A 3,890-nucleotide genomic window follows, 5' to 3' on the forward strand; every position below is an offset into this window, starting at 1 on the left:
AACAGGTTTTTTTAACTTTTTTAAAATCCTATCAACCTTAACCGCGATACACTCATAGTCCGTACGGGATTCGAACCCGTGTTACCGCCGTGAAAAGGCGGTGTCTTAACCCCTTGACCAACGGACCCTGAGCTTTTCAACTCTTTCTATTATACCTACTTTTTGTCGCTTGTCAACTGGTTTTTCTGATTTTTTGTAAAATTTTTGTTTTTATCTTTTCCTGCATATTAACTACCGTCTAATAAACTTACTCTTTATATAAGATAAAACACTATTAACTTTTTATTGTAAAATAGGAGAGATATTGATTTAAAATGTAAAACAAAAAGCCCACTGTTGTAGGCTTTTCGTAAGATATTTCTTAAAATTAAAGCATCTTGTTGTAGAATTCAACGATAAGTGCTTCGTTGATTTCTGGGTTGATTTCATCACGTTCTGGCAAACGAGTCAATGAACCATCCAATTTGTCAGCGTCGAATGATACGAATGCTGGACGTCCAAGGGTTGCTTCAACAGCTTCAAGGATTGCTGGAACTTTCAATGATTTTTCGCGAACTGAGATCACTTGACCTGGAGTTACACGGTATGAAGGGATATCAACGCGTTTTCCATCAACAAGGATGTGACCGTGGTTTACGAATTGACGTGCTTGACGACGAGTAGTCGCAAGGCCAAGACGGTAAACAACGTTATCCAAGCGACGTTCCAAAAGAAGCATGAAGTTGAAACCAAGGATTCCGCCTTTGATTTTTGTAGCTTCTACGAACAAGTTACGGAATTGTTTTTCACCAACACCGTATGTGAAACGAAGTTTTTGTTTTTCAGCCAATTGCAAACCGTATTCTGACAATTTTGAACGGTTGTTTGGTCCGTGTTGACCTGGTACGTAGTTACGACGTGCCAATTCTTTACCTGTACCTGTAAGTGAAAGGCCAAGGCGACGAGCTTGTTTCCAAGATGGTCCTGTATAACGTGACATATGTATGTCCTCCTGATATAAATAATATTCGGTGGAAATAGTCACTTAGAAAGCCCTGATTCGTGCAGATGCCCTTCGCCTAAACAGCCAAGGTTACTTATCATAAGACACCTGTTGACGAGCTTCATGCTTCCCTGCTGCTATTTCACACAAAGGTTATTGTATCATGAATCCGTCGATTTGTAAAGAGATTTTACGCCTTTATTTCAAATTAAGGCAGAATGTGAACTTGCTTCCTAAGCCATATTGACTTTCTGCTGTGATTTCGCCACCAAGCTGATGTGCCAATTCTTGTGCAATCGCAAGACCTAATCCATGCCCACCTGTCTTCATATTTCGTGAAGTTTCTACACGATACAATCGGTTAAAAATTTTTCCCAAATCTTCAGGAAGGATCCCCTGCCCCTCGTCTTTCACACTGATCGTCAGCTCTTGTTCTGTTAATTGGGCAAGAACCTCGATTCTGGTTCCTGGTTCTGAATATTTAAAGGCATTGTTTAACAAATTGACCAGAATACGAGAGAGTTTGTCAGAATGGCTCTTGATTTTCGCCGACTCAGGTGATACTTGAATGTAAACATCCCGCTCCTCTTGTTCAATCTGGAGTTGAAATTCACTCATAGACTCAATCAACAGCTGATCTAAAAAGACCTCTTCGACTTCTTCATCAGCAGTATCTTGAGGTTGTCTGTTAAGAGTCAAAACATCCAATTCCTCCACTAGCTTGTTTAGACGCTCAGTTTGCCGACCAATCGTGGTTAAATAGTGGAACCGCTCCTCTTCTTTAATCACTCCATCTAGAATTCCCTCCACAGTAACCTGAATGGAGGTAATAGGAGTTTTAATATCGTGAGAGAGCTGCGCAATCATCATTCTCTTTTCTTGCTCGCTCTCATCAAGTGATTGAAAGGTAGCCTGCAAATTGTGGGACATGTCATTAAAAGCCTGGCCTAGCTCTTGAAATTCTAATGGGCCTTTGGTTTCGATTTCTGTACTGAAATCCTTGCTTGCTATATCCTGAGCTTGTTTTTTCAAATGTTTCAGAGAAGAGAAAACGGGCGACAAAAGAAAGATGCTCACTGCAGCGCCAATGAAACTAGCAATCAAGGTCATTCCAACTAGAAAGTAAACTTCACTTTTATCAATCAACATTCGTTGGATTGCCCAGAAAACAACCAAAATCGTTAGTAGAGTCGAAACTAGATACCCCACTAAAATATAGCTTTTTAATTTCATTTTTTTCCTCTCGGTCTTTCCATCTTATAGCCCAATCCCCAAACAGTTTTGATAGCAGGAGTGTTTAAATTCGTATACTTACTCAACTCTTGTCTCAAAGCATGAATATGAACATTGAGTGTATTGGTATCATCCACATAGTCCTCTTGCCATACCTTCTCATAAAGTTCAGTCTTTGAAAAGACTCTCTCAGGATTGCTAGCTAATATCCATAGAAGTTCAAAAGATTTCACTGTCAATTCCAAAGGCTGTTCCCCAATGCGAACCTCATGAGTCACATGGTTGATCACTAAGTCACCAAACTCAATTTGCTCGGTCTCTCCGCCACGACTAAGGCGGCGCAAGATATTATTCACTCTCAAAACCAATTCCCGTGGGCTAAACGGTTTAGCTATAAAATCATCTGCCCCCAAACTTAATCCATAAATCTTATCTTGTTCGCTTGTCTTAGCAGTTGTAAAGAGAAAGGGTTGATCAGGAGCAATATACTGAACTTCACTGATGAAATCATAACCGTCCATATTAGGCATCATGATATCTGTGATAATGAGGTCGATAGTTTTTTTTCTAAAAAGTTCCAATCCTTCCTTACCATCATGGGCGACTAAAACATCGTAGCCTGCCTGTAAAAGATAACGATTTTGAATATCTAGAATATCTATCTCATCATCAACCAACAAAATTGTCTTTTTCATCTGACACTCCTTTGACAAAAACAGTGTTATACTTGCTTTAGTATAACACTATTTTCCGTAATGTTTAAATGATTTGAACCTTAATCTTCTCTTTTGGTTTTCCAACCCAAAAATCCAACAAGACCGGCCAAGGCGAGTCCAAAGAATCCAAGAGTAGCCATTGCGGTTTGGGCTTCACCGGTATATGGAAGCATGTCTTTTTGGTCTTTCATTTGATCAACCATCATTGGACTTGACACCTTGTTATTAGATGCCATCTTGCCTTCATCAGACGCTTTGCTTGAGGCTGCTAGAGCTTGGTCTTGTTTCATGCTTGGTGTTGCCATTGGCTGGCTAGCGTTCATGGTTTTGTCCTGCTCTTTGCTAGGCATCATCTTATCCTGGCTAGCAGCTGGCATTTGAGATTTCATATTAGACGCATCTTGATGACTATTTATCATTGGAGTCGGCATAGCTGAACCATTAGAAGATGGAGCAAAGCCTGACTGCATCGGAATAGGGGACTGTTGTCCGTTCAAGTTCACTGTCAAATCCTTAGTCGCTACGAGGTTGCTCAAATCTGCTTTGCCATCTTTCGTACCATACACTTTAATAGTAGCTTTATAGCTTTGCGTACCGTTTTGTTTCAAGAGGTCAAGAAGCTCTTTATCTGATTTTCCTTGAGTACCTGCCAAATCCACTTCATAGAAGTAGAGACCTTTGCCCAATTTCTCTACTGGTGGGAGAGCGGGATTTTTAGCTGAACCGTTGTCTGACCATGGAGCCTTGTCTGATGCCTTCAGAATCAAACGAGTCAACATACCGTCACCGGCAAAGAATTCATATGGGATAACTTGGTTAACACCGGCGGTGAATGGACCTGGGAAGTTAGCCTTGTCCAAGTAAGAAGCTGGGACATCTACTGTATCTTTGGTATTGTCGGCCACACCTTTTTGCACTTCAGCTGGGGTAGTCAAGCCATTCAAATTGACATCCAAATC

At 40.7% G+C, this 3,890-nt stretch carries 4 protein-coding genes and 1 tRNA gene; all 5 read right to left on the reverse strand.

Going from position 1 to position 3,890, the window contains the following annotated elements; translation table 11 throughout:
• Positions 1-55: 55 nt before the first annotated feature.
• A tRNA-Glu gene (locus tag ACXYSK_RS08495) sits at positions 56-127 on the reverse strand.
• A gap of 240 nt (positions 128-367) precedes the next feature.
• Entirely contained in the window at positions 368-979 is a 612-nt protein-coding gene (gene rpsD / locus ACXYSK_RS08500; protein WP_458625691.1) for a 30S ribosomal protein S4, read from the reverse strand.
• 201 nt (positions 980-1,180) lie between these two features.
• Complete coding sequence (locus tag ACXYSK_RS08505) at positions 1,181-2,215, reverse strand: sensor histidine kinase (protein ID WP_314581792.1); 1,035 nt, start codon at positions 2,213-2,215, stop codon at positions 1,181-1,183.
• Entirely contained in the window at positions 2,212-2,910 is a 699-nt protein-coding gene (locus tag ACXYSK_RS08510) for a response regulator transcription factor (protein ID WP_254727669.1), read from the reverse strand. Before ACXYSK_RS08510 ends, ACXYSK_RS08505 begins: the two co-directional genes overlap by 4 nt.
• 80 nt (positions 2,911-2,990) lie before the next feature.
• Positions 2,991-3,890, reverse strand: a 900-nt coding sequence (locus ACXYSK_RS08515) for an SSURE domain-containing protein (RefSeq protein ID WP_458625692.1), incomplete at its 5' end; no start/stop codon positions are given.

The sequence above is a fragment of the Streptococcus sp. V919 genome, assembly GCF_054353475.1.

What these genes read in the sequence shown, in the direction of transcription:
- rpsD (WP_458625691.1), bottom strand. Translation starts at nt 979, where the DNA reads ATGTCACGTTATACAGGACCATCTTGGAAACAAGCTCGTCGCCTTGGC.
- ACXYSK_RS08505 (WP_314581792.1), bottom strand. Translation starts at nt 2,215, where the DNA reads ATGAAATTAAAAAGCTATATTTTAGTGGGGTATCTAGTTTCGACTCTA.
- ACXYSK_RS08510 (WP_254727669.1), bottom strand. Translation starts at nt 2,910, where the DNA reads ATGAAAAAGACAATTTTGTTGGTTGATGATGAGATAGATATTCTAGAT.